The following is a 24614-nucleotide window of genomic DNA, read 5'->3' as shown; positions in this document are numbered from 1 at the left end:
TTCTCCTAATTTGAAATCGTGTTTAAACGATCATTTAAATCTGTCCACAAGCTTAGGCGCGAAGCGCCTCCAACCAAGACACCACGCCCTTTTTCTTTTGAAAGCCAAAGGTTCTCGGCATTAAACGAATATATGGGCAACAAATCGTTGCGTTTTGACGCGGGCTTCAACTCTTTATCTAAATTATCCAACAGCACAGGAATGGAAGTAGGCTTATGATAATACGCCAACACCATATGATGCTGATTTAAACGTAACGCTTTGACGTACACCAAACGCAGTTTGTCATCCATTACTCCCAACTCACGCAAGGTAAAATATTTGGCAATAGTAAAATCTTCGCAATCCCCAGCTCGCTTGCCTAAAAACTCAATGGGGGTCGCCCAATAATCCTCTTTCCCCCACAAATCTAAATCATCCACAAAATCCATTTGATTGAAAAAATTGTTCACTTTGGCGAGCTTATCGACTATCGGTAGATCCTTTGATTCATCGATTAAACGTCGCCAAGCAAGTACACGCTTTTCAGCCTCTACGCCATAAACCTCGCCAGCCTGTTTAGCAAGCTTGCGATATTTATCCGATATGCCAGCGTACACATAAAGAGAAGATATTAGACATGCGAGCAAAAGCAAGCCGATGAAAGGCTTGCTATTAAACACTTGACCAGACCAAAGACTATATTGGCCTTTCTGGCGTGAACTATTTTTCAGACTGAGACTTAGCATCAAAAGCGGCTAACTGCTCGGCCGTGGCCTTTGGTTGATGTTTCACCTTCCAAGCCTCATAGGGTTCACCGTACACATATTCACGCGCTTCATCATAGCTCACTTCAACACCTTGATTTTCAGCTTCTGCCATATACCACTTACTCAAACAGTTTCGACAAAAACCTGCAAGATTCATTAAGTCGATATTTTGTACTGTTTTGTTGTCATCCAGATGCTTTAACAAACGACGTAATACGGCCGCTTCAATTTCAGTTTGCTTGTCCATGGTTACTCTCCATCGTCATGTCAGATTGAATGCATTCAACATCTTAAAGGTGTTGATGTTGCTTTGGTTGTCGACGCCATTGCCAAGCATGAGCTTGCTGCATGAAATCACGCAAGCCTTGCATGTCTTCTGAACAAATTTGTTCAATGCTATAAGCACAAGCCTCAAGAGTGGATAACGCTTGATCATTTGGGGATTTTCGAATGGCATACGCCCCTACTGGCGGCCGATCAAACGACAGCATTTTAAAGCCTTGCAGAAGCGGCTCACTGAGCAGCAACTTCTTCGCTTTCCGCCAAGTTGCATCGATCAATATAACCCCTTCTATTTGACGTTTTTGATCCGCAGAGAGCGACTCAATAGGCATCGACTCTTGTCCAGGAAACAGCACACGCCATGAGTCGACGTCTAAGCGAGATAAAGGCGACACATCCGCACTATCAAGACACTCAACGGACGGCAAAGCCAGACGCAATAATGAGACCGTGTTTTTGGCATGTGACGCCTCTTTACGATCTTGCACAACCAAAATTTTCAAGCGGCTTGTCAGCACTGGTACCCAGGCGCAAACACATTGCGATTGTAAGAAACCACAGGCCTCACAATGTGGACGCTTGTTGAGCGTCATTGGCTGCTCCTCCATTTGAGTATTACTCGTCTCCCATCGCCAGTCACCAACGTCTCAGTATTAAGATAGTTTCGCAAGGTAAGCTTGCACAACTTGGTCCCAACCAAGATCCAATGCTTCTGCCGTTAAAGCATGTCCAATCGACACCTCAGCAATATGACCAGGTGCACACAATGCCTCAACATTATTTAAATCCAAATCATGACCTGCATTCACTTCTAAACCAACCGCCACAGCTGCCTGCGCCGCTTGTTGATATTGCGCTAACACAGCCTCGCCTTCTTCCGTGCCATAAGCATTGGCATAGGCTTCGGTATACAACTCAACACGATCAGCACCAATCTCTTTCGCCAGTTGCATATTTTCGGCCACTGGATCCATGAACAACACGACTCGAATGCCTTTTTGCTTAAGTTTCGCAATCACAGGGCGCAAAGCATCTTGATCACGAGCCAGATTCCAACCATGGTCGGACGTCAATTGATTTGGATCATCGGGTACCAATGTACATTGATGTGGCACCACTTCCTGTACAACGTCTAAGAATTTAGCGTCAGGAAACCCCTCTATGTTCAACTCAGCCATAGGAAAGCGCTTCAATAAGTTTTTTAGATCATATGCATCTTGATACGTTGCATGACGCTGATCTGGTCGTGGGTGAATGGTGACACCAAAGGCCCCTAACGTTAGGGTACGTTCAGCCATTTCAACCATGTTTGGATAGTTGCGCCCACGGGAGTTACGTAATAGACCAATTTTATTCAGATTAACGCTTAAATGTGTCATGCCATGTCTCTCGATTCGATCATTTTGGCGCATTATAAAACAAACTCTCCTTTCTCAATACTAAATCTCCTTAACTTCTGCCAAGTTTACCACTCAGCTTATGGTAAACTTGACCGGCAAAGAGGCCACCAGCAGCAAGCACACTGGCTTTGTTCTCAGTCGCAAACATAGGACCTATTGATGCATTACGAACGCTTTGAAGACATCTACCAACGTGCCGCCCAACGGCATGGTGGCGAACACGCTCTTGAGCAACGGCTGTCTCGCCCCTTGTCTAATACTGAGTTAAAAAATCACTCGGATGACCGCTGGTTATCCGCCTTCAGTCAGAAAGTCTTTCAATCTGGTATTAGCTGGCAAGTGGTGCGTAATAAATGGCCAAATTTTGAAGAGGTATTTTTCCAATTTGATATTGAAAAGATGCTGCTGATTCATGATGAAATGTGGGAAGAAAAAGCCAAAGATCAGCGCATCATTCGGCATTTAGGAAAAGTCATGACGATTCGGCAAAATGCCTTGATGATTCATGATAGCCAACAAAAGCACTCTTCTTTTAGTCACTTCATTGCCGATTGGCCTAGCGATAATATTATTGGTTTATGGCACCACCTAAAAAAGCATGGTGCTCGTTTAGGCGGAAATACTGGCCCTTATACATTACGGGCCATGGGCAAAGATACTTTTTTGCTGACAAAAGACGTTGAAGGTTATCTTCGTCACCATCAAATCATCACAACGGGAAAAGACACGCAATCAGCCTGGCAAGCGGCTCAAGACGCTTTTAACCATTGGCAACAGGAAAGCGGTCGATCTTATACAGAGATCAGCCAATGTCTTGCCCTAAGCATTAACTAACACTTTTATATTCAGGAGAACTCATGGCCGATCTTCGTATCGACATTATTTCAGACATCGTTTGCCCTTGGTGTTACCTAGGTTATTCACGTTTAAAACAAGCGATAGATCAGCTTGGTGAAGATTACAAAATTGACATTCGCTGGCAACCATTCGAGTTGCACCCTGATATGCCATTATCCGGCGCAGATCGAGAAAGCTACTTAGGGGAAAAATTTGGCAGCCAAGAAAAACTCAATGAGGTGAGCCATGCTTTACAACATGTTGGGAAAGAGGCAGGGATCGAATTCAACTTCACAGAGAAAGATCAAATCCCAAATACCAAACTAACCCATCAATTTGTACTGGCCGCCAGTAAAGCGGGTCTGGCCACCCCTTATGTACTTGCTCTTTTCCATGCCTACTTCGCTAATGGAGAAAACATAGGACAACAAGCCACACTGGAAAAAATCGCTCTGGCTTCCGGTTTAAAAGACACTGACCTTGCCTATTCTATCAGTGATGAAGCGAAATCCTTGACGGAAAAAAAGCTCAAGCATTTGCGAAGCATGGACATCCAATCGGTGCCAACTTATGTCATCAATGACAAATACATGATACATGGAGCACATGATCCGGAGTCCTTCTTAAAAGTACTCAATGACATTGCGGAAAAAGAGCACTAAACCAATCTAATCCGCATAAAAAATGGGAGGCAATCGGCCTCCCATTTTTTTACTTCAAAAAAACTATCAATACTCTCAAGTTAATAAGAATTTTAATGTTGATAATCATTCACATTAAAAATAAAATCAAAACATATAAACACTAATGAGAGTAATTTTCATTCATGTACGTATGTATTTGTAACAAGGTCTCAGACAAAGACATCAAAGCTTCCATTCAAGATGGCGCGACTACCATGCGTGCCCTGTACAAAGAACACAGCATTGGTAGTCAATGTGGCAAGTGTTGCCAGTGCGCGAAACAAGTACTGAATCAGGAACTTATCAAAATAGCCGATAGCCAATTTCAAGTTGCTTGATGCATCTTTGTTTTATTACATTTGAGACTGTAGATAGTTTTCAATTCCTGAAGTTTTAATCAATTGTTGCTGTGTTTCCAGCCAATCAATCTGCTCTTCTTGCTCTTCCAGAATATTTTCCAATGTATCACGGCTCATGAAATCAAGCTTTTGCTCACAAATTTCAATAGCAGATTTCACTGCACCAACCGTGCCCAATTCAAATTCTAGATTCGCGGAAATCATCTCTTCGCTGTTTTCACCAATACGAAGACGCCCAAGATCTTGAAGGTTAGGCAAACCTTCTAAAAATAAAATACGCTCAATCAAACGATCCGCGTTTTTCATTTTTTGGATAGAGGTTTTATAGTCTGCTTTATCCAATGCTGAAAAGCCAAAATCCTTAAACATGCGGGCATGTAAAAAATATTGGTTAATTCCAACTAGCTCATTGGCTAACACTTTATTAAGGCTGGCGACTACGTCACGATCCCCTTTCATAGCTTGCTCCTAGTTACCCATTTGAGATTGGTAATAGTTCTGCATACCGATTTTGTCCATTAGGCCAAGCTGCTGCTCTAACCAATACACATGGTCTTCTTCGGTATCAAACAAAAGCTTCTCAAGCGTTTCGCGAGTTTGATAATCCCCCTCTTCCTCACAGATTTTAATCGCACCACGGACACTGGTAACGACCTCTAACTCAAGTGTTAGATCATTCTGCATCATAGAACGAACATCCGCCCCAACCAGTAGGTCACGGCGCTTAGTCATGCAAGGAACACCTTCCAAGAACAAAATACGCTTGATTAACCAGTCTGAGTGCTGAGTTTCTTCTTCCATTTCATGGTTTAAACGCTCATAAAGCTTGTTTAAGCCCCAATCATCGTACATGCGAGAGTGAATGAAGTACTGATCAATTGCGGCCAATTCGTTTGCCAACAATGCATTCAGACTATCAATTACTTTCTGACTGCCTTTCATATTTCTCTCCTTACTAATGACTTTACTTGAACCTCCAGCAAAGCCGAATTAACACCTTTTATTAGGTTGTGACCTAGGTGTTATTCAGTCACAACCCATTTATTACCCTTCGAACAAATCTGGATCGGATGTGGGCACAATCGAAGCCGCTTTACCTTCACCTATTTTCACTTCCAAACCATCAACACGCTGGAAGCCTCTTGGTAATTTCAAACCACGACGACCGCGTTCCCCCATGTATTCTTGCAAGTCTTTTTCGGTAAAGTTCATAAAACGCTTACCGGATAAAGCCACCAGCAAATCCTCTGGCTGAACACATGCCATCGCCACAACCAGTTCTTCTCCCTGCGCTGCGCGAGCACTTGGGATGCTGATCATCTTGTTGCCTTTACCTTTTGCCATTTGCGGCAATGAAGCGACGTCGAATACTAACATACGTCCCTCATTAGATATTGCAACAACGCGTCCCGTTTCTGTACTCGATACTGCAACAGGAGACAAAACCTTAGCCCCGGCAGGCAAGCTCAAAGTCGCTTTACCTGCTTTATTTTTAGCATACAAATCTTTCAATTGCGCAACAAAACCATAACCCGCATCACTGGCGACTAAATAATGCGCTTCTTCTTTGTCTAATACTGCCGCCACAATCGTCGAGTCTTTCTCAAGGGAGATACGACCGGTAATCGGTTCCCCTTGTCCACGTGCAGACGGCAAGGTATGTGCTTTAATAGAATAAGTTCGACCATTAGAAGCAACTAACACCAAGGTTTGATTTGAGCGACCTTTGGTACTGATCAAGAACTCATCACCAGATTTATAACTCAAACCATAAACGTCTATGTCATGACCTTTCGCCGCACGGACCCAACCTTGTTTTGAGATCACCACAGTAATCGGATCATTTGACAACAGATCTTCTTCACTAAAGGCTTGAGCTTCTTTACGAGCAACGATTGGGGTACGACGATCATCACCAAACAAATCAACGGCTTCTTGAATTTCATCGGAGATAAGCTTTTTCAGCTTACGATCAGAAGACAACAAACCTTCTAACGTTTTACGCTCTTTCTCAAGTTCATCCTGTTCGCCCTTGATGCGCATTTCTTCTAGTTTCGCCAAGTGACGCAGCTTCAATTCCAAAATGGCTTCGGCTTGAATTTCCGTCAATCCAAAGCGTGCAATCAAGGCGGCCTTCGGTTTTTCCTCGTTGCGAATGATCTCGATCACTTCATCAATGTTCAAATACGCGATCAGCAAACCTTCTAAGATGTGCAATCGGTTAAGCACTTTGTCTAAACGAAATTGCAAACGTTTACGCACTACGTCAATTCGGAAACGCAGCCATTCAGATAAAAAGTTCTTGAGTGGTTTAACTTGTGGTAAACCATCTAGACCAATGACATTCATATTTACGCGATAAGATTTTTCCAAATCCGTTGTCGCAAATAAATGCGTCATAACAGAATCAATATCGACACGATTTGATTTAGGAACAATCACCAAACGCGTTGGATTTTCATGATCCGACTCGTCCCGAAGATCCACCACCATTGGCAGTTTCTTGGCCTGCATTTGTGCTGCGATTTGCTCAAGAATTTTGCTACCCGAGACCTGGTGCGGCAACTCAGTGATAACGATCTCACCTTCTTCCATCTCGAAACGAGCACGCGCTTTAATTTGTCCTTTGCCTGTTTCGTATAGCTTGACGATGTCGTTTTTTGGCGTAATGATCTCGCCACCTGTTGGAAAATCCGGTCCTTGCACAAAATTCAGCAAATCTTCAAGATCCGCATTGGGGTTATTCAACAAGTGAATGCAAGCTTCGCCCACCTCTCTCAAATTATGAGGCGGAATGTCCGTGGCCATACCGACGGCAATACCAGTGGTACCATTTAACAGTAGATTCGGCAGACGTGCAGGCAGCACAGAGGGTTCTTGCAGCGTTCCATCAAAGTTTGGCACCCAATCTACGGTACCTTGAGACACTTCTTTAAGTAATACATCAGCGTATTTAGACAGGCGTGATTCAGTGTAACGCATCGCCGCAAACGACTTAGGATCATCTGGCGCGCCCCAGTTACCTTGTCCATCAACCAAAGGGTAACGATAAGAGAAGGGTTGCGCCATTAACACCATAGCTTCGTAACATGCACTGTCACCATGAGGGTGAAATTTACCAAGCACATCCCCCACAGTACGAGCGGACTTTTTATACTTAGCCGTTGCCTTGAGCCCCAGTTCACTCATGGCGTAAATAATGCGACGTTGAACAGGTTTTAGACCATCCCCTATATGAGGCAAAGCACGATCTAGAATAACGTACATGGAATAGTTCAAGTACGCTTTTTCGGTATAGTCTTTTAATGAAAGCGTTTCATTAGACTCAAAATTTGACAACTCACTCAAGGAAGCATTCCTTCTTCTATCGTTTAAATCTACAAGCTAACCACATGGGGGGCAATAATATGCTTTTTCTCTGGGCACAACTATAAAGAATCTCCATGATGCACTGCAACTGTCATAACAAGATTCTAATGGTAAGGGGTATTTTCTCATGCTTTAATAGAATGGATCTAACAAAAGGTTCAAGATGGTGAGTCAAGCAGACCATAATACAACACTCCCTGTTATTCAGTATCCACTTTACGGTGAAAGCAAACGCTCTATTATACACCAACAAGAGGATGTATTGATTGTCCATGAACACCTCAATCAAGCGGCCACGCCTTCACGACTTTACCGGCCCGCCGATAATTGCTTTTGCTTTGTCATCAAAGGAGAAGTTCATCTGCAATCAGAGCAGCAGGCGGTGAACTTAAAGCCCCATCAAGCGGTTTGGCTACCGACTCAACAATCCAGTGTATTAACCCTACTGACACCCAATGTGATTCTTTGCACGATTCAATTCACCAAAGTCACCTTAGCCAATCAACCTCAAACACTGCAAAAAATCTCTACTGGCACAGTAGATTCAAAATTAGAAAAGAAACACATTCAAGTATGGCCATTATGGGAAGGGAATACCGCTCGAATTTGCATCGAAAAATACCCTGCTCATTATTCAGAAACCCTGTATTACCAAAAAGCCGCCAGCCATTATTTGCTGCCTTTAAAGGGTTCCGCTTATTTGGCGAGAAGAAACGCTGCCGCCATCCCCTGTACACAGTTTGGCCAATTCATTCCAGCCAGAGAAGCCAGCGCCATCATCAACCCAGAAGAAGATCATTTGATTTTACTTACCGTCATTATTTCTAAACAACAGAAACTAAAAGGCCGTGTGATTGTTCTAAATCGCCCCGATTAAACCAAGCATTTTTTACATTATCGTAAAATCAAAGCCGTAAGAATATGGTCTTCCCACTGTCCATTGATTTTTAAATAATCTCTGGCCACACCTTCTTTTTCAAAACCCAATCGATCCAACACTGCTGCACTGCGTTCATTTCTAGGCATATAACCTGCTTGAACACGCTCAATCTGCTGCTCTTTATGCATATAGTGGATCCCAGAAGTCAGCATTTCATGCATTAAACCTTTACCTTGCTCCACTTCACGCAAGCTGTAACCAAGATTACATGCCTGAAATACCCCGCGAACAATGTTAGAGTAATTACTGTAAGCTAGCATCTTCGTCTCATCAGGTGTCAAAAAGCACAGAACACAGCCTTTGTCCTCCAAAAAATCACGACGCATTTCACGCACTCTCAACTGGCAGGTTTCAAGAGAATAATAGGCCTCATTTCTCAATGGCTCCCATGGTGCCAAGAAGTGCTTTTCAGCATTCACATAGTCATGCAGTAAATCGGCTTGAGCTTCTTCTAAAATACGAAGTACGCCGCGTGGCGTCTTGATAACAGGAAAACGAGAAGTATGTAAATCAACATTAGAGGTTTTAAACGACATATCCTTAGTCACAATACAAGATTTAATCGAATACTCTTGATACCAAAAATGCTCCCCCAATGACAAGACCCTGCGCAACATTTCATCCTCTTGCCAATCTTGCGCCGTCGCCTCTGTTTGCCAATAAGTAATCAAGCTATAGATCTCACCAAAACTACTCTCTTCACCAAGATAGCCAGGCTTATCTTTTGCCATCATGAGCAGTTTTTCAATCATAATGCGATGAGTCAGGTCCTCCAGCATCAATTTCACTGAAAGCACGACCGCAAAATATTTTTGATTCACTGTGGAACTAAATACGCTCATGAAACCTCTAACATACGTAATGCTGGTTGTTGTTTGCGAGCTTTTAATCAGAATATCAATACACTGTTTAAATAAAAGTCGCAGAAATCTCATTTCTGACTATAGTTAATTGGACATGTCTAAGTATAGGTTCTTTCATGTTTTCCTTGTTACTTTCAACAAGCTTAGGGACTACACATGACAGCCAATATACTAGAAGCACGGCTTTACTCTACCTATTCACTGCCCGTGCGAATGGATGTTCTTTATTAATATACCCCTTATATTGGTAGAGATAAGGATAGCTTGATGCCCGCCTAGTGCGGGCTTTTTTTATGACTGTTATCCGACAAAACAGTCTCGCAGAGAATGAAATCAGTTTTTTACTCAACTAAAAAAAAAGCGAAGCAAGAAGGGACACTTCAAGCTTCGCTTTCTTCACTCAGACAAACGGATTAAGAAACTCGTTCACCGTGTGCTTGCTTATCAGCATGATAAGAAGAACGTACTAGAGGACCACAAGCCGCGTGCTTGAACCCCAATTCTTTCGCCACTTCTTCATAACGCGCAAATTCTTCCGGTGGCACAAAACGAGCCATTGGGAAATGGTGTTTAGAAGGCTGTAGATACTGACCAATGGTCAACATATCCACGTTATGAGCACGTAAGTCTTTTAACACTTCGACAATTTCTTCAAAGGTTTCACCCATACCAACCATCAAACCAGATTTGGTTGGCACATCAGGACAACGATCTTTGAAGTTTTTCAACAAATCCAATGACCACTGATAATCAGACCCAGGACGAACCTGACGATACAGTCGAGGAATCGATTCTAAATTATGGTTAAACACATCCGGTGGTGCTTGCTCTAGCGTATTAACCGCCACTTCCATACGACCACGAAAATCTGGCACAAGTGTCTCGATTTCAATGTTCGGACTCTCAGCACGAGTTTCACGAATGCAGTCAACGAAGTGTTGGGCCCCACCGTCACGAAGATCATCACGGTCAACCGAGGTAATCACAACGTATTTCAGCTTCATATCACGAATCGCCGCAGCTAATTCTTTTGGCTCATCTTGACTCAATGCATTTGGACGACCATGTGCCACATCACAAAATGGGCAACGACGAGTACAAATCTCACCCATAATCATAAAGGTTGCCGTACCGTTACTGAAACATTCACCTAAATTTGGGCAGTTCGCTTCTTCACATACAGAGGCCAATTTGTGCTCACGCAATGTGCTCTTAATACGAGCAATTTCCGGTGACGCTGGCATACGAACTCGAAGCCACTCTGGCTTACGAGGGATCTCTTCTGTTGGTACAATTTTAACAGGGATACGTGCCATCTTATCGGCGCCACGTAATTTCTCCCCTTGAACAACGCGTTTGCGTTCTGCTGTCATTCTAGTTCCACCCTTGTTGGATAGTCGGACTGGTATATCCGAGGTGTTCAGCTAGCTGGTTGGCCAACTGGATTTTCGTATCTGATAACGTTGCGCCAGTATATAGACGCTTCATATCAACCATCTGCAGCCCTTGATAGCCGCATGGGTTGATGCGATTAAACGGTGTGAGATCCATATCCACATTCAGCGCCAGACCATGAAAAGAGCAACCTCGTCGAACCCTTAAGCCCAGTGATGCAATTTTCTTTTCATCAACATAAACACCTGGTGCATCTGGCTTAGCGTAGGCCTCAATGCCATTCAACGCCAACACCTTAACAATTGAGTTTTCCAGCACAGACACAAGATCTCTGACACCGATTCCCAACCGTTTTAAATCAATTAGAACATACGCGATCAGTTGCCCAGGGCCATGATAAGTCACCTGACCACCACGGTCAGCTTGATAAACAGGAATATCGCCAGGCGCTAACAGATGCTCTTCTTTCCCAGCTTGCCCCTGAGTAAAAAGAGAAGGATGCTCTAACAACCAAATTTCGTCTGCATCGTCCTTGTTACGCACTTGAGTAAATTGCTTCATGCGCTCCCAAGTATCTTCATACTCGACCACGCCAAGATCGCGGCAAACCAAGTCTAACGTCATTTACATAACCATTTTCACAGCGCTTACTGACATCAAATCAGTATGCAATGCGGATAACTGAGCTTCACTCTGAGCGATGATACGAAAACTATAGCTTACGAAGCGCCCTTTACTAGAACGATTCATGCTCACGGCTTTAGGATCCATCTCAGGTGCATGCGTTTTAAAACACTCAACAACCTCAGCATGAACACCTTCAGCATCCATGGTCACGACTTTCACCACATAGTTTTCGCAAGGAAATTCAATTTTTGGCGCATCAGGTTGCTTACCTACCTGATCGCCTTCTTTCGTAATTAACGCCATTTATCTACCATCACCCAATTGGGCTTAAAATAATTTTGCAAAGAAAAGTCTGATTTTATCAAACATACGCTTGAAGAAACCACCCTCTTCGACCGCTTCCAAAGCAACCACAGGTTGCTCAAGCAGAATATTCCCGTCCGTGCCAACAATGACTTTACCCAATATGTCACCAACTGCGATTGGCGCTGTAATTTCTTTCGTCATATCCAATGTGGCTGGTAAAGAGTCTCCTTGTTGACGGGGAATGGTGACTAAAACATCTTCGGCAAAACCAACTTTCACATTCGATTGGCTACCGCCCCATACCTTAGCGTTGTTGACAACTTGACCACGGCTATACAGCTTACGAGTCTCGTAGTAACGGAAGCCATAATCCAAAAGTTTTTGCGACTCTGTCGCACGTGCTTGGTCTGATTTTGTCCCCATAACAACCGTAATTAAACGTGTACCGTTACGCACAGCCGAAGCTGCCAAACAGTAGCCAGCCTCTTCGGTGTGGCCGGTTTTCAAGCCATCAACGGTTTTGTCACGCCACAATAATTTATTACGATTAGGTTGCTTGATGTTGTTGTATTTAAATTCTTTTTCAGCATACATTTTGTAGTTTTCTGGGAACTGCAAAATGGTCGCGCGAGACAACTTGGCAAGATCGTGAGCACTGGAGTAATGACCTTCGGCCGGAAAGCCAGTGGCATTCACAAAATGCGAGTTTTTCATCCCTAAGAGTTGCGCATGTTGATTCATTAGATCGGCAAACGCCGATTCACTGCCTGCCACGTATTCAGCCGCTGCTACACTGGCATCATTACCAGACTGGATGATAATGCCACGCATCAAATCTTCCAAAGATACTCGTGTACCTTCACGAATAAACATACGTGAACCTTCCATGCGCCAAGCTTTTTCACTGACACTGACCTGATCACTAAAAGACAAGTTACCACGAGCTAGCTCATATTCGATGATGTAAGCAGTCATTAATTTGGTTAGGCTGGCTGGCGGTAATGCTTCATCAGCATTATGAGAAACCAGCACATCTCCCGTGTAAGCATCCATTAAGATATAACTACTAGCGGACAGTTGTGGTGGAGTAGGAATCAGTGAAGGAGCGGCCGAAACAGGCGTAGATACAAGGCCAAATACAATTGATAAAGTCGCGAGAAGTTTTTTCATACCCAAAAATGTCGTCTTCCAAAAAAATGTTCGTGAATAATACTAGAGCATAGATAGAATCTCTAGCCCAAACCTAGGGACTTTAGGGAACTAAAGCCACTCTTACCGGACTTCCGAATCCATTTTCTTGTAGTTTTCCCTGCCACTGCTGTAACTCATTAATTTCTTTATAAGGTCCTACTAAGACTTTATAAAGACCATCCCCTTGTTTATTGACCTCAACACGAACACTCGTGTCGAACGTTTCAAATAAACGTTGCTTTAACTTTTCCGCTGAGGCTTCACTGCTAAAGGCCCCAAGCTGCAAATGCGTAAAAACCAAATCTGGTGTACTTGCATCCGCGCCTTTAGAAACAGCAGAAGCCTTATTCGGTAGGGCCTGAGGCGTCTCTTTGACAGCATCGGCAGAAGTATAGGTTTCACCTTTTGCAGGTGTAATGGCTTCAATACGAACTCTTGCCAACCCTTTTTTATGATAGTCCAATCGCACCGCGGCCGCATACGACAGATCAATTAATCGATTACCATGGAAAGGCCCACGGTCATTTACTCGAACAATCACAGATCGATCATTATCCAGATTGGTGACTTTCAAAAACGTTGGTAATGGCAAAGACTTATGGGCCGCTGAGAAAGCATACATATCATATATTTCCCCATTTGAAGTTTTATGCCCATGAAATTTTTTACCGTACCAAGATGCAGTGCCTTCGGCGGTATAACCTTTGGCTGAATCCATCACCCAATACTTTTTGCCCCAGACTTCATAAGGGTTTTTATTGCCGCCACGACTTTTGGGCTCCCATTTCGGCACCAAATCCGGTAAGTGATCCACCTTTACATCACCACTTGGTGCATGGTCCTGAAGAATACTATATCGACCGCCACCAGAGGCTTTATCCAAATCGATGTTACTACCATCATGACCAAGCACGTGCCGTGTGCTCATACAGCCACTTAAAATAAATGAACAAATGCTTATCAATAGCAGCAGTTTACTTTGCGTCATAAGCCTCGATACTTTTCGCTAATTCCAAAACAGACATGGCATAACGACGACTAGGATTATAATCCATCACCGTGAAAAAATTTTCATATGCTAACCAGTAAGACACCTCTTCTGGCGCTGTTCGTAAGCCGATCAAGCCCGTTTTATCAATCACAAAGGGCTGAGTGGGTAGCACCTTTATTGCCGACCACTCTGTCATGTCCTTACTGGGTGAACGTCCTTTATTGACTTCCTCTTCAACCTTAGCAAGATCGGCCACTTGCGCCGTGACAAACCAAGGCTGATCCGTTGTCCAACCATGGTGTTTTAAATAATTCGCCACACTACCAATGGCATCGGCTTCCGAGTGCCACAAGTCAATGTGACCATCTTGATCATAATCCAGGGCCAATTTTTGATAATTACTGGGCATGAACTGAACCATTCCCATCGCACCACTGTATGACCCTTTTGTCTCGCCAATGTTCCATTCTTCCTCTCGAGCAAGCAAAAGATAAGCTTCTAATTCACTTTGGAAGTAATCTTTTCGTCTTGGATAATCAAATGCGAGAGTGGTTAAGGAAGTGAACACATCTTTCGAACCTGTGATGCGACCGTAGTATGTTTCCACCCCAATCAGCGCCACCACAACATGAGGATCAATGCCAAACTCCAGCTCAGCTTTATCCAGCCACTTGGCATTTCGCTGAGCAAATTTCTGTCCCGCTCTCATACGATCTTTATTGACGAAGCGCGTTTTGTATTGGTAATAAGGAATTAAAACTTCCGGTTGATTGTCAGACTTTTCAATCACCTTAGGTCGGCGCTTAATGTGAGAAAATGCCAATTCTAGCGTTTTTCTATCATAGCCATGTTGTGTTGCCATTTTCTCAATAAAATCTTGCACTGACGGATTACCAGCATAAGAGTCCGCCCATTCTTGGGGTTTGTCTTCAAGCAAAGCATTACTCACTCCTGAGTTAGCCGGCAAATCCTTTTGCTCAACAGCGCTGCATGCAGTTAAACCAATTGCAACAATTACCGAAGCTGCTAGCTTAATCATTATATCGCTCTTTTATGTGTTTGAATCGACATTAAAATCCCAAACGTCGCCATAATGGTAATGATGGAAGTACCGCCATAGCTGACTAGGGGTAAGGGTACCCCAACTACAGGCAAAATTCCTGAAACCATACCAATATTTACAAACATATAAACAAAAAATGTCAGAGTAAGACTGCCCGCCAGCAAGCGTGCATAATTATCTTCGGCCATGGCCGAAATGTATAAACCTCGGGCAATAACCAATAGGTAGGCACAAATCAACAATCCACACCCAAGCATACCAAACTCTTCTGCCAATACGGCAATGATGAAATCGGTATGGCTCTCAGGTAAAAAATCTAGCTGAGCCTGTGTTCCCTCTAGCCAACCTTTACCATATAAACCACCCGAGCCGATGGCGGTTTTTGATTGAATGATGTTCCAACCTGAACCAAGTGGGTCACTTTCAGGATTTAAAAACGTCAGGACACGTTGTTTTTGATAGTCATGCATAACCTGCCATAAGGTATACCCTGCAATGGGAGCCAATGATGCCGCTCCCAAAATATAACGCCAACCAAGTCCTGCCAAAAACAACGCGAAGATCCCAGATACCGCAACCAGCAAAGACGTCCCCAAATCGGGTTGCTTAGCAATCAACAATACAGGTGCAACAATTAACCCGATGACCATCACAATTTGCTTAAAACTGGGTGGTAAAGCTTTATCTGAAAAATACCAAGCCACCATCATCGGCATGACAATCTTCATAATTTCAGACGGTTGAAAACGTAATCCACCAGGCAGAGGTAACCAGCGTTGAGCGCCTTTTGCCCCAACCCCAAACATCAGCACACCAAGCAATAATAGGACAATAAAAATGTACAAGGTCGGCGATGCACGGCGCATATATTTAGGCGGCAATTGCGCCAACACCAAACACACCATCAAGCCCACAGTGAAACGAAAGACTTGTCGTTCAATCATGGCGACATTCTGACCTGAAGCCGAATACAGCACAAACAAACCACCGCCAATCAATAACAACAAGGAACCAATCAACAAAATATCGATATGGACTAACTGCCAAAGCCGAGCATTAGCGAAGGTAAGCACCCTGCGATACAAACTCTCAGTCATTGCCTTTCCCTTTTAAATAATCATAGTGCGGTGGATACTTACCATAGAGGTAAGCATCAAACAGTTTTTTACTTAAATCGGCGGGTTTTGAACTACTGCCACCATTTTCAAAAATAGCAAAGACCGAAATTTTAGGGGCTTTCGCGGGCGCGAAACCAATGAATAATGCATGGTCATGAAGACGCTTATCGAGTTTTTCAGAATCGTATTCTTCGTCTTCTTGAAGACTGAATACTTGACCAGTCCCTGTTTTACCAGCTATGTCGTATTTGGTTCCCTGTAATCGTCTTGCCGTTCCCAAGGAATCGGTGATCACTTTACGCATGGCATTCACCATTCGTTCCCAATTACCTTGATCCTTGAGAATAATATCGTGTTCACCACCCAAATCGCCTTCAAACTGAGCGGCATCGTCGCCAATTTTATCGGCCATACGTGGATAAAAATAACGTCCCCGACTGGCCAATGCTGAAGTGGCTGAGGCAATTTGCATTGGCGTTGCCACCATAAAGCCCTGACCTATGCCAACGTTAACCGAATCCCCTGGATACCAAGGTTCTTTATATTTGGCTTTTTTCCACTCATTTGAAGGCAACAAACCAGAGCTATCACCATTCAAATCCAATAAGGTACTGCGACCAAACCCGAAACGGGAAAGAAAGTTATGAATAGGCGTGATGCCCATTTTATTGGATAATTGATAATAATAGGTATCAACCGACTCAATAATGGAACGCTCTAAATTGATCCAACCATGACCTGTTCGCTTCCAATCTCGATAACGACGGCCATCCGGGTTAATCTGATAATACCCTTTCGCAAAATATCGTTCAGTCCAAGAGGCAAAACCGTACTCCAGACCGGCTAACGCCATGAAAGGCTTAATGGTCGAAGCTGGAGGATAACCTCCACGCAATGCACGATTAAACAAAGGAAGTTTTTTAGACTGTCTAAGAGTTGAATAATCTGCAACGGAAATCCCGCGGACAAATAAATTGGGATCGAAGCCCGGCTTAGACACTAACGCAAGGATGCCACCGGTTTCGGGGTCAATCGCCACGACAGAGCCTTTATAGTCCCCCAATAAATCATAGGCATATTGCTGTAGTCGAGCATCCAAATACAGGTGCAGATCGCGACCAGGCACAGGAGACTGTCGCTCCAATTGAGACATAATACGGCCACGAGCATTTACTTCGACTTTGCTAAATCCCGCCTCACCAAACAGTTCTTTTTCGTAGAAACCTTCTATGCCCGTTTTACCTATAAACAGAGCCCCTTGATAAGCTTGCTGATCAACACGCTTTAAATCGTTCGCCGTAATTCGCCCCACATACCCTACTGCATGAGCAAAAGCTTCACCATATGGGTAATAACGCGTTAACTGAGCCTCAACTTGCACACCATCAAGACGATACAGATCAACAGAAACACGAGCCCACTCTTCGTCCGTTAATTGTGATTTTAACGTGATGGATTGGTAAGGGCGGCGATATTCTCTCAAACGACTGTCAAAGTTTTCCCATTCGCTGTCAGAGATCTCTATGATGTTGGACAGCTCTTTTCTCAGCCCAATAAAATCCTCAACCCGTTCCGGTGTCACCGTCAAACTGTGAATGGGACGATTATCAGCCAGCACTAAACCATTGCGGTCATAGATTAAACCTCGGGGAGGAGGATCTGTCACCAGCATGACGCGGTTGTCATCGGCTTTGGTTTGATACAAATCGTATTCAATCACCTGCAGGTAAAACAGGCGAGCCAACAAAATACAAACTAAGACTATGACAAAGATTGCAGCGGCAACCACCCTATGCTGAGTGAGGCGCTGCTCTTGACGATAATTACGGAATTGTTGATCTTGACGACTCACCTACTACACCTACCTGTGATACGGATGATTATTCATTAAAGTCCAAGCTCGATATATTTGCTCAGCCAATATGATTCTCACCATTGGATGAGGAAGGGTTAGACGTGATAGTGACCAGACTTGATCTGCTCGTGCAGTACACCTAGGATCCAAACCATCTGGACCACCAACCAATAAAGAGACATTATAACCATCCATACGCCATTGCCCGGTTTGGTCAGCCAGCTGCTCAGTTGACCACTCTTTACCTAATACCTCCATCGCAATGACCTTGTCGCCTGCCGGAATCGCATCCAGCATGGCGTCACCTTCTTTGCGAATCGCTTTTGCTATATCCGTATTTTTACCCCGAGGAGACATAGGAATCTCTACGGTTTCTAACGCAAAATCTTTCGGAAGACGCTTGGCATAATCCTCATAACCCTGGACTACCCATTTGGGCATTTTATTTCCGACAGCAATCAATCGCACACGCATCTAACGAAGCCTTATCTTTCTTCTGGCTTAATATCCCATAATTTTTCTAGATCGTAGAAAGTACGAGCTTCTTCTGTCATCACATGCACCACAACGTCATGTAAATCCACTAACACCCAATCACTTCCCATATCACGACCTTCCGTACCTAAAGGCTGCAACCCCTTCTGTTTTAGAAACTCGAACACGTTTTGCCCTAATGAGTGAACGTGTCTTTTCGATGTACCGGTACAAATGACCATGTAGTCCATCATGTCTGTATGATCCGCTACATTCAACACAGTGATCTTGTCACCTTTGACATCTTCTAACGCTTCGACAGCAAACGCTAAGATTTGATCCGCTGTGAGATTAATTTGACTCATATATTTACATTTTCCTATCGATATAATTGATGTTTTTCTATGTAGTTTTGCACAGGCTCAGGTAATAAATACGCAATGGACTTATCTTTTCTCGCTAAAGATCGAATCATACTAGAGGAAATACCCAATGGCGTTAAAGTTTCAAACCAGACCAGCCCTGACGGCATGCATTGTAACTCATGCGGCGAAGAGGCACGATAGTTTTCACTAAAGCTACTTAACTCAGAAATAAGATCTGGCTCCCAACCTGGACGAGAGACCACAAACAAGTGCGCATATTTGATCAAATCCTGCCAATTATGCCAGGTTGGTAAAGACAGAAAGCTGTCCATGCCTAACACCATCACCAAGGGTTCATCTGGACCGATTTGAGCACGAATTTCACGCAAAGTATCGGCTGTATAACTTGGTCCCTCACGGGTTATTTCCCGATCATCTACCAACAAACCATCATGACTGCTAATGGCTAACTTCACCATATCCAAGCGCTGTTGTGGGGTAATGCTAGGCTGTCTCTTATGAACCGGCTGGAAGCACGGAATGAGTCGTAAGTTGGCGTATTGATAACCGTCTAAAATATCCACTGCGGTGCGTAAATGGCCATTATGAATAGGATCAAATGTCCCCCCCATAATGGCCACGCCTTTTTTCTTGAGCCCGGCTCTAGAATCAATTGTCACGGGTATGACCATCGCCCAGAACGATGTATTTCTGACTGGTTAAACCAACCAAACCAACAGGACCACGTACGTGTATTTTATCGGTTGAAATACCTATTTCAGCACCAAGACCGTATTCAAAGCCATCAGCAAATTGTGTCGAAGCATTCACCATAACGGAAGCAGAATCAACGCCAGCCATGAAAACACGAGTCTTAGAGTAATTCTGGGAAACAATAGCATCCGTGTGATGAGAACCATATTTATTGATATGAAGAATCGCCTCATCCATATCATTCACTATCTTTACAGAAAGCTTAGGCGCCAAATATTCTGTATACCAATCTTCTTCGCTGGCTTCGCCAATAGCAGAAGAAATCGCCTGAGAAGCGACACACCCAACTAACTCAACATTCTTTTCTTGATAGGCGTAAACAATCCTAGGTAAAAAGTCTTCCGCTACTTCTTTATGGACAAGCAAAGACTCCATTGCACCACACACACCATAGCGACGAGTTTTGGCGTTAATAATAATAGAAAGAGCCTTATCAAAATATGCCTCATCATCAATATACACATGGCAATTACCATCCAGATGCTTAATCACTGGCACCCGTGCATCCTGACTAATACGCTTAATCAAGCCTTTGCCGCCACGGGGTACAATCACATCAACAAATTCTGGCATGGTGATCAACTTACCCACAGCGTCTCTGTCTGTGGTGTTTAATACTTGCACCGCGTGCTCAGGCAAACCTGACTTTTCTAGACCTAGGATAACCGCTTGAGCAATAGCTTGGTTAGAATAAAAAGCCTCTGATCCACCACGTAAAATGGTTGCATTGCCAGACTTTAAACATAGACTCGCTGCATCAATCGTCACATTGGGCCGGGATTCATAAATAATACCGATAACCCCGAGAGGCACACGCATCTTGCCAACTTGAATCCCTGATGGACGATAAACCATATCGGTTATTTCACCGATAGGATCTGGTAACGTCGCCACCTGCTTTAGACCCTCAATCATACCGTCAATACGAGCATCCGTGAGCAACAAGCGATCCAACATAGCGGAGTCCAAACCTTTTTCTTCACCGCTTTTCATGTCTTTCGCATTTTCTTCGATCAGTTTGGGGCGGGCAATTTCCAACGCTTCAGCCATGGCAAATAAAGCCATGTTTTTTTCTTCCGTTGACGCCTTCGCAAGCAAGCGAGAAGCCGCTCTAGCCTGCTGCCCAATTTGATTCATATACGATTCTAAAGACATTTTTCATCTCAAACTAAATAATAAAAAATACGCATCTGACAATAAAATCAGTCAAATACTTCTATGTGAAACAGTATACTATCACAATATATTTATTCGTCCTGTGCAGTTTCACATGAAAGGATCCAAACGTGCCCCCAACTGACGCCTTCCACTTTTCTCCCATTGGTATTGTCCATTCTTGCTACCAAGAAAAATTCGGCATCCCAAGGCAGCCTGGACTCGTCACCATGGCGACAGCGCAATTAGAATTGCTTCCACCCTACAATCGACTTGACACTCTGGATGGCCTTGAAGCCTATTCACACATTTGGCTTCAGTTCGTATTTCACGCCTGCATCAGCGAAGGCTGGAAAGCCAAAGTTCGCCCACCTAGATTAGGTGGAAAAAGCAAAATGGGAGTCTTTGCTACAAGGTCAACACACCGCCCCAATCCAATTGGTTTGTCTGTGGTAAAAATAGGCAAAATTCACCAACACGATAAACGCATTTTGATCGACCTTCATGGTGCCGACTTACTGGATGGCACCCCTATCCTAGACATAAAACCCTATTTACCCTATTCAGATAGTCTTCCTCAAGCGACTAGTTCATTTACCCCAACAGCCGAAAGAAGCCAATGCAAACCCGTAATATTCACAGAAGAAGCAAAACGACAATGTGATGTTTTTTCTGCGAGCTTAGGAAAAGACCTTTATACTTTAATCACACAAATCATAGAGCAAGACCCTAGGCCGTCGTATTTAGCCAATCAGATTGATCGAGAGCATGGCATCAGCTTGTGGGACTTAAACATTAAATGGCAGGCAAAGAACCAACATTTCGAAATCTTTGAGATTGAGAAAATGAAGTGAGGCTAAGTATGATCAAAAAACACTTTTTAAATACTTATAAGAAAATCAACCAGCTTAATCCAAATCACACAAGTGACGCCGGTCACGACACAACACACGATGAACCATCAGCGAACATTTATCGATCAAAAAAAGATGAAAAACTAATCAAAGATTTTCACTATGCAAAATTCCAAGAAAACCTAAATAAGACAAAGAAAAACAATAAGTTAAAAGAACTAATTGAAAAAGAAGACTGGAATGAAGAGGACGTGAAAGCGCTTTTAGATTCATTAAACTAACCATAAGCTAGCTATACCCATGGTTATCCACATGTTTTGTGTATAGTTTTGTTGTCAAGAATATACATCAAAAAATACGCATAAAAAAAGCGAGCCAGAGGCTCGCTTTTTCATCAAGACGAAAGAGTAAAAATTACTCTTGGCCTTCTAGTTGTGCTTTGATCAAATCACCGATAGTGGTAGGACCATTTGCTTCAACTTGTTGCTTCTCAGAGTGAGACTTCATCGCCGCTTTTTCTTCAGTAGCATCTTTCTGCTTGATAGAAAGCGTGATAGTACGAGCTTTACGATCAACATTGATGATCGCCGCTTCTACAGAGTCACCTTCTTTAAGAGCGGTTGTTGCATCTTCAACACGTTCGCGGCTGATTTCAGATACTTTAAGAGTCGCTTCAACACCTTCAGAAAGTGTTACAACAGCGCCTTTAGCATCAACTTCAGAAACAGTACCGTTTACGATAGTGCCTTTGTCGTTTTCAGCAACGTAAGCTAGGAAAGGATCTTCTTCTAGTTGTTTAACACCTAGAGAGATACGCTCGCGCTCAGCATCGATAGACAATACAACTGTTTCTAGCATATCGCCTTTCTTGTATTGACGAACAGCTTCTTCACCAGCTTCATCCCAAGATAGGTCAGAAAGGTGAACTAGGCCGTCAATGCCGCCGTCAAGACCGATGAATACACCGAAGTCAGTGATAGACTTGATGGCACCAGAGATCTTGTCGCCTTTGTTGAAAGAAGTAGCAAATTCTTCCCATGGGTTCATTGTGCACTGCTTGATACCCAAAGAGATACGACGACGTTCTTCGTCGATATCAAGAACCATAACCTCAACTTCGTCGCCAATTTGAACAACTTTAGATGGGTGGATGTTCTTGTTAGTCCAGTCCATTTCAGAAACGTGAACAAGACCCTCAACACCCTCTTCCAACTCGGCAAAACAACCGTAGTCAGTCAAGTTAGTAACTTTAGCCGTTACTTTAGTGTTCTCTGGGTAACGTGCTTTGATTGCTACCCATGGATCTTCACCCAATTGCTTAAGACCTAGAGATACGCGGTTGCGCTCACGGTCGAACTTAAGAACTTTAACATCGATCTCATCGCCAACAGCAATGATTTCGCTTGGGTGCTTAATGCGTTTCCAAGCCATGTCAGTGATGTGTAGAAGACCATCAACACCACCAAGATCAACGAACGCACCGTAGTCAGTAAGGTTCTTAACGATACCTTTAACTTCTTGACCTTCTTCAAGAGAGGCAAGCAATGTTTCACGTTCAGCGCTGTTAGTCGCTTCCATAACGGCACGACGAGAAACAACAACGTTGTTACGTTTTTGATCAAGCTTGATAAGTTTGAACTCTAGATCCACACCTTCCAAGTGAGACGTGTCGCGGATTGGGCGAACATCTACCAAAGAACCAGGTAAGAAAGCACGGATGTTAGCGATATCAACAGTGAAGCCACCTTTGACCTTACCGTTAATCACACCGTGAACAATGGCATTTTCTTCGTAAGCTTTTTCAAGCACAGACCAAGTCTCTGCACGCTTAGCTTTTTCACGAGACAATTTAGTCTCACCGAAACCATCTTCAACAGCGTCAAGTGCAACTTTTACTTCGTCACCGATGTTTAAGTTGAACTCACCACTTTCCGTTAGGAACTGAGAACGAGGAATTACGCCTTCAGATTTAAGACCTGCATGAACAGTTACCCATTCATTGTCGATATCAACAATGATACCAGTAACAATTGAGCCTGGTGCCATTTCGACACTTTGTAGGCTTTCTTCAAACAGTTCTGCGAAGCTTTGAGTCATTGTATTTCCTATATAATCGACCTAGTTGAACTAAGTCTTAGCCACACTGCCAGCAAGATGTGGGTCAATTTTTATAAAATTTGCGATACAGGTTTACTGGCTCCCATATCGACTTGGTCAACATTTAAACTATTTTAGCACACTTAACCTACAAAAAAGAACACATGCAAAAAGAACAAGCTACACGAAGCCAGCCTTGGCTGTTTCAGCAAGGATGATTTCGACAACTTGTTCTATGGTTAAGTCAGTACTATCGATTACAAGCGCACCAGCCGCAGGTACAAGTGGTGCAATAACACGATTTGCATCGCGCTCGTCACGCTCTTTAATCGTTTTGACTAATGTGTCTAGATTAACAGTTTCACCTTTTTGCTGCAATTGCAGAAGACGTCTTTGTGCTCGCTCTTCGGCTGACGCGGTGAGAAAAATCTTAATCTGCGCAGATGGAAAAACAACGGTCCCCATATCACGACCATCGGCCACCAAACCTGGCGACTGAGCAAACGCTCGCTGGCGAAGCAATAAACCTTGACGCACTTCTGGAATCGCAGCCAACTTTGAAGCGGCATTACCGACTTCTTCCGTTCGAATGGCTTGAGTCACACCCTCGCCTTCAAGCACTATTTCAACCTTGCCTTCCGCCGACTGCTGGAACTGGATGTCCAGATGCTCAGCCAATACCTTTAATGTTTCCACATCATTTTCAGACATACCGTGGTGCGACACTGCCAATGCCAAAAGTCGATATAAAGCACCACTGTCTAACAAATGCCATCCCAGCTTTTCCGCAACTAATTGACTGACTGTGCCTTTACCAGCACCACTTGGGCCATCAATCGTAATAACCGGGCCTTGGTTAATCATAAC

Annotated in this window: 28 protein-coding genes; 6 read left to right on the top strand and 22 right to left on the bottom strand. The window is 43.6% G+C overall.

What is annotated here, in order from left to right:
* Positions 1-5 precede the first annotated feature (5 nt).
* From MAR181_RS06285 to MAR181_RS06270, 4 genes are read right to left on the bottom strand one after another with little or no spacing between them, the layout of a single operon-like run.
* On the bottom strand, positions 6-662 hold the full coding sequence (locus tag MAR181_RS06285; RefSeq protein ID WP_245546219.1) for a transglutaminase-like cysteine peptidase: 657 nt from the start codon (positions 660-662) through the stop codon (positions 6-8).
* A 40-nt stretch (positions 663-702) separates the two neighbouring features.
* Positions 703-996, bottom strand: coding sequence for a DUF1244 domain-containing protein (locus tag MAR181_RS06280; RefSeq protein WP_013795763.1), 294 nt, complete (start codon positions 994-996; stop codon positions 703-705).
* Between the two features lie 43 nt (positions 997-1039).
* Positions 1040-1624, bottom strand: a complete 585-nt coding sequence (locus tag MAR181_RS06275) for a tRNA-uridine aminocarboxypropyltransferase (RefSeq protein WP_013795762.1) — start codon at positions 1622-1624, stop codon at positions 1040-1042.
* Positions 1625-1684: 60 nt separating this feature from the next.
* Complete coding sequence (locus MAR181_RS06270) at positions 1685-2410, bottom strand: pyridoxine 5'-phosphate synthase (protein WP_013795761.1); 726 nt, start codon at positions 2408-2410, stop codon at positions 1685-1687.
* Positions 2411-2590: 180 nt separating this feature from the next.
* On the opposite strand from MAR181_RS06270, the gene MAR181_RS06265 reads away from it, so the two are divergent.
* The 3 genes from MAR181_RS06265 (at position 2591) to MAR181_RS06255 (ending at position 4289) form a co-directional block, all read left to right on the top strand.
* Complete coding sequence (locus tag MAR181_RS06265; RefSeq protein WP_013795760.1) at positions 2591-3265, top strand: DNA-3-methyladenine glycosylase I; 675 nt, start codon at positions 2591-2593, stop codon at positions 3263-3265.
* A 23-nt stretch (positions 3266-3288) separates the two neighbouring features.
* Positions 3289-3930, top strand: coding sequence for a DsbA family oxidoreductase (locus MAR181_RS06260; RefSeq protein WP_013795759.1), 642 nt, complete (start codon positions 3289-3291; stop codon positions 3928-3930).
* Between the two features lie 164 nt (positions 3931-4094).
* Complete coding sequence (locus tag MAR181_RS06255; protein WP_013795758.1) at positions 4095-4289, top strand: (2Fe-2S)-binding protein; 195 nt, start codon at positions 4095-4097, stop codon at positions 4287-4289.
* Between the two features lie 15 nt (positions 4290-4304).
* On the opposite strand, the gene bfr (MAR181_RS06250) is transcribed toward MAR181_RS06255, so the two are convergent.
* From bfr (MAR181_RS06250) to parC, 3 genes are all read right to left on the bottom strand, one after another.
* Complete coding sequence (gene bfr / locus MAR181_RS06250) at positions 4305-4769, bottom strand: bacterioferritin (protein WP_013795757.1); 465 nt, start codon at positions 4767-4769, stop codon at positions 4305-4307.
* 9 nt (positions 4770-4778) lie between these two features.
* Positions 4779-5252, bottom strand: coding sequence for a bacterioferritin (bfr, locus tag MAR181_RS06245; protein ID WP_013795756.1), 474 nt, complete (start codon positions 5250-5252; stop codon positions 4779-4781).
* Between the two features lie 102 nt (positions 5253-5354).
* Positions 5355-7658, bottom strand: a complete 2304-nt coding sequence (gene parC / locus MAR181_RS06240; RefSeq protein ID WP_013795755.1) for a DNA topoisomerase IV subunit A — start codon at positions 7656-7658, stop codon at positions 5355-5357.
* Positions 7659-7842: 184 nt separating this feature from the next.
* Between parC and MAR181_RS06235 the strand changes: the two genes are divergently transcribed.
* Positions 7843-8556, top strand: a complete 714-nt coding sequence (locus MAR181_RS06235) for a hypothetical protein (protein WP_013795754.1) — start codon at positions 7843-7845, stop codon at positions 8554-8556.
* Between the two features lie 17 nt (positions 8557-8573).
* Here MAR181_RS06235 and MAR181_RS18050 read toward each other — a convergent pair whose 3' ends face one another.
* The 13 genes from MAR181_RS18050 to MAR181_RS06170 all read right to left on the bottom strand — a co-directional run bounded on the left by MAR181_RS18050 (position 8574) and on the right by MAR181_RS06170 (position 20796).
* Positions 8574-9461: a GNAT family N-acetyltransferase gene (locus MAR181_RS18050; protein ID WP_013795753.1), complete on the bottom strand. Its 888-nt coding sequence runs from the start codon at positions 9459-9461 to the stop codon at positions 8574-8576.
* Between the two features lie 434 nt (positions 9462-9895).
* Entirely contained in the window at positions 9896-10855 is a 960-nt protein-coding gene (lipA, locus tag MAR181_RS06225) for a lipoyl synthase (RefSeq protein WP_013795752.1), read from the bottom strand.
* A gap of 1 nt (position 10856) precedes the next feature.
* A complete protein-coding gene (gene lipB / locus MAR181_RS06220; RefSeq protein WP_013795751.1) occupies positions 10857-11501 on the bottom strand; it encodes a lipoyl(octanoyl) transferase LipB in 645 nt (214 codons plus the stop codon).
* Complete coding sequence (locus MAR181_RS06215) at positions 11502-11807, bottom strand: HP0495 family protein (RefSeq protein ID WP_013795750.1); 306 nt, start codon at positions 11805-11807, stop codon at positions 11502-11504.
* Positions 11808-11831: 24 nt separating this feature from the next.
* Positions 11832-12980, bottom strand: coding sequence for a D-alanyl-D-alanine carboxypeptidase family protein (locus tag MAR181_RS06210; RefSeq protein WP_013795749.1), 1149 nt, complete (start codon positions 12978-12980; stop codon positions 11832-11834).
* An 82-nt stretch (positions 12981-13062) separates the two neighbouring features.
* Positions 13063-13929 (bottom strand): septal ring lytic transglycosylase RlpA family protein, encoded by an 867-nt coding sequence (locus MAR181_RS06205; protein WP_245546218.1) that lies wholly within the window; start codon positions 13927-13929, stop codon positions 13063-13065.
* A gap of 46 nt (positions 13930-13975) precedes the next feature.
* A complete protein-coding gene (gene mltB, locus MAR181_RS06200; protein WP_013795747.1) occupies positions 13976-15031 on the bottom strand; it encodes a lytic murein transglycosylase B in 1056 nt (351 codons plus the stop codon).
* Positions 15031-16152, bottom strand: coding sequence for a rod shape-determining protein RodA (gene rodA / locus MAR181_RS06195; protein ID WP_013795746.1), 1122 nt, complete (start codon positions 16150-16152; stop codon positions 15031-15033). The genes mltB and rodA overlap by 1 nt, the downstream gene beginning before the upstream one ends.
* Positions 16145-18025, bottom strand: a complete 1881-nt coding sequence (mrdA, locus tag MAR181_RS06190; protein WP_013795745.1) for a penicillin-binding protein 2 — start codon at positions 18023-18025, stop codon at positions 16145-16147. The genes rodA and mrdA overlap by 8 nt, the downstream gene beginning before the upstream one ends.
* 9 nt (positions 18026-18034) lie before the next feature.
* Positions 18035-18502 (bottom strand): 23S rRNA (pseudouridine(1915)-N(3))-methyltransferase RlmH, encoded by a 468-nt coding sequence (gene rlmH, locus MAR181_RS06185; RefSeq protein ID WP_013795744.1) that lies wholly within the window; start codon positions 18500-18502, stop codon positions 18035-18037.
* 11 nt (positions 18503-18513) lie between these two features.
* The gene (gene rsfS / locus MAR181_RS06180; RefSeq protein ID WP_013795743.1) at positions 18514-18867 is read right to left on the bottom strand and encodes a ribosome silencing factor; all 354 of its coding nucleotides are present in this window, start codon (positions 18865-18867) and stop codon (positions 18514-18516) included.
* Positions 18868-18881: 14 nt separating this feature from the next.
* Positions 18882-19547: a nicotinate-nucleotide adenylyltransferase gene (gene nadD, locus MAR181_RS06175; protein ID WP_013795742.1), complete on the bottom strand. Its 666-nt coding sequence runs from the start codon at positions 19545-19547 to the stop codon at positions 18882-18884.
* Positions 19537-20796, bottom strand: coding sequence for a glutamate-5-semialdehyde dehydrogenase (locus MAR181_RS06170; protein ID WP_013795741.1), 1260 nt, complete (start codon positions 20794-20796; stop codon positions 19537-19539). Before MAR181_RS06170 ends, nadD begins: the two co-directional genes overlap by 11 nt.
* Before the next feature lie 131 nt (positions 20797-20927).
* On the opposite strand from MAR181_RS06170, the gene tsaA reads away from it, so the two are divergent.
* The gene (gene tsaA, locus MAR181_RS06165) at positions 20928-21650 is read left to right on the top strand and encodes a tRNA (N6-threonylcarbamoyladenosine(37)-N6)-methyltransferase TrmO (protein ID WP_013795740.1); all 723 of its coding nucleotides are present in this window, start codon (positions 20928-20930) and stop codon (positions 21648-21650) included.
* Between the two features lie 8 nt (positions 21651-21658).
* Positions 21659-21931: a hypothetical protein gene (locus MAR181_RS06160; protein ID WP_013795739.1), complete on the top strand. Its 273-nt coding sequence runs from the start codon at positions 21659-21661 to the stop codon at positions 21929-21931.
* Between the two features lie 133 nt (positions 21932-22064).
* Here the strand turns inward: MAR181_RS06160 and rpsA are convergent, their stop codons facing one another.
* Positions 22065-23747 carry a 30S ribosomal protein S1 gene (gene rpsA / locus MAR181_RS06155; RefSeq protein WP_013795738.1) on the bottom strand — a complete coding sequence of 561 codons (1683 nt, stop codon included), beginning with the start codon at positions 23745-23747 and terminating at the stop codon, positions 22065-22067.
* 180 nt (positions 23748-23927) lie between these two features.
* A complete protein-coding gene (gene cmk / locus MAR181_RS06150; RefSeq protein WP_013795737.1) occupies positions 23928-24611 on the bottom strand; it encodes a (d)CMP kinase in 684 nt (227 codons plus the stop codon).
* Positions 24612-24614: the final 3 nt, after the last annotated feature.

This window comes from Marinomonas posidonica IVIA-Po-181 (assembly GCF_000214215.1).
GTDB lineage: Bacteria > Pseudomonadota > Gammaproteobacteria > Pseudomonadales > Marinomonadaceae > Marinomonas > Marinomonas posidonica.
Note: the sequence above shows the minus strand (reverse complement) of the source record. Positions and strands in the feature narration are given on the sequence as shown.